The following is a 5865-nucleotide window of genomic DNA, read 5'->3' as shown; positions in this document are numbered from 1 at the left end:
GATCTGCGGCGGCAGCGTCTGGGTCAGCAGCTTGTAGCCGTCATTGCCGAGCTCCTGCAGATTGCTGCCCAGGGTGTCGGCGAAGCCGATCTGGTTGCTGGCGACCTGCGCCAGGACCGGGAACGGGTCAGAGAGCCAGGTATCGGCGATGCCCTGCAAGTTGGAGCCCGCCGTCTGGAACACGTTCAACCATTCGATGATCGGGTTGACGGCCGGAGGAATCGAGGTCGCCGCGGCGCTCAGGTCGCCCATGTCCAGCGACCCGGGCAAGGTCGTCGCGATGTTGGTGGTGACCTCGCCGATCGAGGCGGCCACCGATCCGGTGAGCCGCACCGCGCGTTCCTGGATGTCGGTGGCGATGGTCGGCGCGACCGGATTGACCGCGATCAGGCTGGCACCCACAACCGCCACGCCGGCGGCAAGGTACGGCCTCATCCGGGCCGCCGAGAGCGATGACCTCGACTCGGCAACCTCTCCGTGTTGTCCGACACTCAAGGTTGGTGCCACGGTTTCTCCTTTGCTAGGTGTCGACTATGACGCGAATCACTGCGTCGCGCAGGACATTACCTGAGAGTAGTATCACAAACAAGGCATATGTGGAATAACTTCGAAGACTCGGCGGCCTGCGGAAACATCAGGGAGAAGCTACCGAGATGCCGAGTTGTGACCGTCGGCAAATAGTTGTGATCCCTTCGTCACACCGATGTCACCGTGTAGTTGGTTTGCTGGCGGTTGCCGTTTTACGCGGTTTTACGGCAAACCGCGGCGGAGTCGAGGACGACCTGGGGTTTGCTTCCCGTCGCACCTCGAGCCGTCGCACCTCGATGAGTCGGCGAACGGCTCCCCGCGGCAGGCAAACCACTTCGACGACCGGAGCGGACGACCGGAGCGGACGACCGGAGCGGACGACCGGAGCGGACGCGTGACCATTCGGCCGTCGACGCGGTTTCGGGCAGCCCGCTGCGACCACCCTGCGCGCCGTCGCGTCGCCGGAGACGTCGAGTCGGCGAAGCGTATTCGGCTGCGCGTCAACAGGATCGGCAACGCCGAGCGGGCAGCCTGTCCGCGGGAGTGGCCACGGAAAGACTGCCCGCAGGGGGCGAAAACTCAGAACAGCGAGAGCAGGTCCAGCGCGATGGTGCTCAGGTTGGGCGCCAGGTCGGCGGCCAGCACCGAGCCGATGTCGGTGACCGCGGCCGGGTCGAAGGACATCGACAGCGCGGCCGGGTCGAACGCCGCGCTGAACGCGGCCGGATCGAATGCGGCGGGATCCAAACCCAGAGCGGCGCTGAGGTTGCCGAAGATCAGGTTGCCCAGCTGGTTGAGGTCCCCGCTCAGGGTGGCCGCCGTGTCGCCACCGCTCAGCGCGGGCACGACGTAGACGCGCGGCCAAACGTTCACCAGGTCATTGAGCAGCCCGGAGGTATTTCCCGGCGCGTCGGACCACGTCAGCAGCCCCGGGACGTCACTGGGTACGGTCACGCCGTTGAGGAAACCTCCGACGGTCATGGCGGGCACGTTCAGCAGGTCGACGAGCGCGGTGTCAAACTGCCCGACGATCGCCGCATCCAGCGCCAACTGCAGCCCGTAGACCGCTCCCTGCGCCCCGGCCAATATCGCAGTGAAGACATCACCGAGCATCGACACCAGGATGTCGGGGATCTGGTCAACCGCATTTCCCAGATTCGTCAACATCTCGCCGGGAATGTTCGCAAGGTTCGACAACGGAGTCTGCAGCGGGGCAAGATCAGCCAGCAGGGCCTGGCTGAAGGTGTACACCGATTGACTGGCGTCCCCCGCCTGGATACCCGCGAACAACGTTTCAAAGTTCGCCGGCAACTGCCGGGTGAGCACGGTGTCGATGTCGGCGGCCAGAGTCTGCAGGTTGCTGCCCGCGTCATTGGCGAACCCGATCTGGTTGCTGAACATCTGCAACAGGATCGGGAACGGGTCGGCGAGCCACTGCGTGGCGATCTCGTCCACATTGGTGAACGCGCCACTGAACACGTTGAGCCATTCGACGATCGGGTTGACCGCCGGGGGAATCGAGGCCGCCGCGGTGGACGCGTCGCCCATGTCCAGCGCGCCGGGCAGCGCGGCCGCGATGTTGATGGTGAATTCGCCGATCGAGGCGGCCGCCGCGCCGGTGAGCCGCACCGCGGGTTCCGAGATGTCGGCGGCGATGATCGGCGCGACCGGATTGACCGCGATCAGGCCGGCACCCACAACCGCGACACCCGCCGCCAGATACGGCCTCATGCGCATCGCGGAGTCCGATGACCCCGGCTCAGTGACCACTCGACTGATCTTCAAGGCTGACATCACTGACATCACAGTATGATGGCACTGCCGCAGCACAGCACCGCGAACGACACGTGTTCAACGGTGCGCTTCCTGAATTGCGGCGACGCCCAGCACAAGTCACGCATACACCGCGTTGCGCGGTGCGCGACAACCCGCGAGGTGACGCCCCTGTGGCGGCGCGCCGCCCGGACGCACAGCAACAACAGGCCGACCCGGCGGCGTCAACCCGGCGCCCCATCCGAGTGCACGTCGTCCGAGTACACCTGAACCGGGACGTCGTCGGCCCAGGGCTGGCGGGTCACCATGTCGGCGACCTTGACGAACCCGCGCTCGAACTCACCGGTCGCCGCGTCGACCAGGCGGTACTGCTGGGTCTGCCGGTGGATCGGCTGCGCGTCGAGCAGGACGACACGCACCTCCCCCGGAGCGAAGTGGCAGCGCTGCTGCAAGGCGGCGATCAGCTGCTCGTTGTGCATGTGGCCGTCGCCGAAGTTCCAGCCGATCGCGGTGCTGCAGATCCGCTCGCCGTCGGTGATCACATAGTCGTCCTCGTTGTGGCCGGCCATCGCGCGGTGGGCCAGGGTGAACAGCGCCCGGCCGTGAGTGTTGAAGCCGCGGAACGCATACCCCATGTAGATCGGGATCTGCGCCGCCTCCGGGCTGCCGTAGAACCGCTCCAGCTGGGCCTGCGGCATGCCGGCGATCGCCACGACGCCCCGGCTGATCTTGTCGTTCGCGGATTCCTTGATGCACCACAGCGTGGTGTCCCAGTTGCCGGCGTAATACCGCATGCCCGGCAGAAACGAGATCTTGCGGGGAAACACGTTGCCCAGCGCGACGGTCCCCGCGACGACGGCGAACAGGATCGCCACCGGTACCGGGTGTCGCACGTCGGTGAGTCCCAGCCGGGCGTACGCGACGAACAGCGACAGCACCCCGAAGATCATGAAGACGTTCCACTCCAGCGGCACCCCCATCGGGATCGACACCAGGATGCCCAGGTGAAAACACACCATCACGATCGCGGCCACCATGGTCGGCTTGCCGCCGTGGGAGAAGAACAGCACCAGCGGCACCAGCATCTCGACGGCCGTGCTCAGGTGCGCGAGCCACCGCGACATCCAGCCGGGCCGCAAGTCTTCCGGGAACTTCTCGAAGAAGCGGCGTTTGAGCCAGCGGGGCCGCACCAACGGATTGTTGGACATCATCGTGGAGATCACGAACGGGAAGTGCTTGTTGAGCTTGGAGGTCGCCGCGCCCATCCAGATCACCAGGAACACCAGCTTGGCGGCAACGATCATGTCGACCCCGCCGAACAGGAAGGTCACCGCCAGGCTGGCATAGACCTCGCCGCGGGCGGCCAAAAAAATCACCTTGTCGCGCAGGCCGAGCACCCCGAGCAGCAGCAGTATCAGCACGATCTCCCAGGTAGGCAGCAACCCGACGGTGGTGCCCAGTTCCGGTACCGGGCCGGTGCCGTCGGAGAGCAGCGCCCCCAGCGTCACCACCAGCAGCAGCCCATACAGCGCGACGTCCAGTGGGGTGCGCTTGGTGCCCCTGGTGCCCGGCACCCGGTCCGGCCAGGGTGGCAGCCGGATGGTGCCGAAGCGCATCCAGTACAGGATCGAGCCCATCGGCGGGAAGAACCTGTTGTTGAGCGGCCCGAACCCGCAGCCCAGACCGATCACCTCGAACAGCATCGTGTAGAGCACGATTTTCTCGAACACGATCGGCTCCGACCACCACGACCCGACACCGGTGAACCCGTGGATACCGTTGGTGGCCAACGCGAAAAGCCATCCGAACAGGATGTAGAGCAGGATCTTGACCACGTAGAACAAATGCAGGACGACAGGCGTGCCGAAGCCCACCTCGGCCCAGTGCCGGGCCATCGGACGGATCTTCTCGCTGCGGGTGCCCTTGCTCCACTCGGCAATGTCGATCTGCGGCAGGTCGGGCTTGAGAAATCCCATGGTTTCACAGATTAGAACGTGTTCTAGGCTGATGCGCTCATGTTCGGGCAAAGATTTTTCCGTCGAGTGTGAGCTCACGGCGATGCTGCCCGGCTTGAATTCAGGCAGGGTGTCGCCGCCCTGAGTTCACACTCGACGGTTATCCGAAGAGTCCCGGCGGTGTCACCGGCGCAGCGTCCAGCACCCGCAGATCGACCGCCACGTTGAGCGCACGCAACTCTGCGGTCCGCAGGTCTGACAAGGATTCCACCGTGTTCAGGAACCGTTGCTGCTCAGCGGCTTCCACGACGCCGGCGGCGAGTTCGGTGAATTTCTCTACGTACTCCCCGCGGCCGAACGGCCGGGCGCCCAGCGGATGCGCGTCGGCCACCGCCAGCTCGTCGACGATCACCTCGCCGCTTGTCAGCGTCACCTCCGCGCGCGCCCCGAAGGCCCGCTCGGCCGGATCGATCGCGTGATAGCGACGCGTCCAGTCCGGGTCCTCGGCGGTGGAGATCTTGCGCCACAGCTCCACGGTGTCGGGCCGGTGGGCGCGCTCGGGAGCATACGAGCGTTCGTGGTGCCAGCTGCCGTCCTGCAACGCGACGGCGAAGATGTAGGGCAGCGAGTGGTCGAGCGTTTCCCGCGACGCGTCCGGGTCGAACTTCTGCGGGTCCCCGGAGCCGGTCCCGATCACGACGTGGGTGTGGTGGCTGGTGTGCAGCACGATGCTCGCGATCCGGCGGAGGTCGCCGAGCCGGCCGCGCAGCCGTCGGGCCAGGTCGATCGGTGCCTGGCTCTGGTACTCCGCCGCATGCTCCTTGGTGTAGCTGTCCAGGATGGCGCGTTTGGGCTCGCCGGGCGCCGGCAGCGGCACCCGGTATTCGCAGTCCGGGCCGCCGAGCAGACCGGCGATGACCCCGTCCTCGCCCTCCCAGATCGGCGCCGGGGATCCCTCGCCGCGCATCGCCCGGTCGACGGCTTCGACGGCGACCTTTCCGGCGTGCGCCGGTGCGAAGGCCTTCCAGCTCGAGATCATGCCCTTGCGGGACTGGCGGGTGCTGGTGCTCAGGTGCACGGCCTGCCCGATCGCCTGATAGATGGTCTCGGGGTCCAGGCGCAGCATGGTCCCGAGCCCGGCGGCAACCGCGGGGCCCAGGTGGGCGACGTGGTCGATCTTGTGCTCGTGCAAGCAGATCCCGCGGGCCAAATCGACGTGGATTTCGTACGCGGTGGCCAGCCCGCGGATCAGGTCGGCGCCGCACACCCCGAGTTGCTGCGCGACGGCCACCAGCGGGGGGATGCTGTCGCCCGGATGGGCATATTCGGCGGCCAGAAAGGTGTCGTGAAAGTCCAACTCGCGTACCGCTACCCCGTTGGCCCACGCCGCCCATTCGGCCGAATAGGTGCCGTCCACACCGAACACGCACGCCCCGCGCGCGCGGCGGTGGGCCAGCGCCTGCCGGCGGGCCACGGTGACGGGCCGGTGCAGCACCGCCGCGGCACTGACCCCGGCGTTGTCGATGATCCGGTTCGCCACCATCTCCGCGACGTCCGGCTCGACGGGAACCGGGTCGGTGGCGACGTCGGCGATCTTGGCAGCCAGGTG

3 protein-coding genes and 1 pseudogene are annotated in these 5865 nt (G+C 66.6%); all 4 read right to left on the bottom strand.

All coding sequences use genetic code 11. The features are described from left to right. Positions 1-507: pseudogene (locus tag ACOJVU_RS16510) on the bottom strand (hypothetical protein); the annotation flags it as partial. A gap of 600 nt (positions 508-1107) precedes the next feature. After that, a complete protein-coding gene (locus ACOJVU_RS16505) occupies positions 1108-2331 on the bottom strand; it encodes a hypothetical protein (protein ID WP_421530754.1) in 1224 nt (407 codons plus the stop codon). A 194-nt stretch (positions 2332-2525) separates the two neighbouring features. Then, on the bottom strand, positions 2526-4277 hold the full coding sequence (locus ACOJVU_RS16500; protein WP_421530753.1) for a DUF3556 domain-containing protein: 1752 nt from the start codon (positions 4275-4277) through the stop codon (positions 2526-2528). A gap of 139 nt (positions 4278-4416) precedes the next feature. After that, a partial coding sequence (locus ACOJVU_RS16495; RefSeq protein ID WP_421530752.1) for an MmgE/PrpD family protein occupies positions 4417-5865 on the bottom strand: 1449 nt, incomplete at its 5' end.

It is taken from the genome of Mycobacterium sp. THU-M104, from assembly GCF_049197365.1.
Classification (GTDB): domain Bacteria; phylum Actinomycetota; class Actinomycetes; order Mycobacteriales; family Mycobacteriaceae; genus Mycobacterium.
The sequence above is the reverse complement of the archived record's forward strand: the minus strand, read 5'-3'. Positions and strand labels throughout refer to the sequence as shown.

Coding starts and splice junctions, on each gene's coding strand:
- ACOJVU_RS16505 (WP_421530754.1), bottom strand. CDS start 2,331: ATGTCAGTGATGTCAGCCTTGAAGATCAGTCGAGTGGTCACTGAGCCG.
- ACOJVU_RS16500 (WP_421530753.1), bottom strand. CDS start 4,277: ATGGGATTTCTCAAGCCCGACCTGCCGCAGATCGACATTGCCGAGTGG.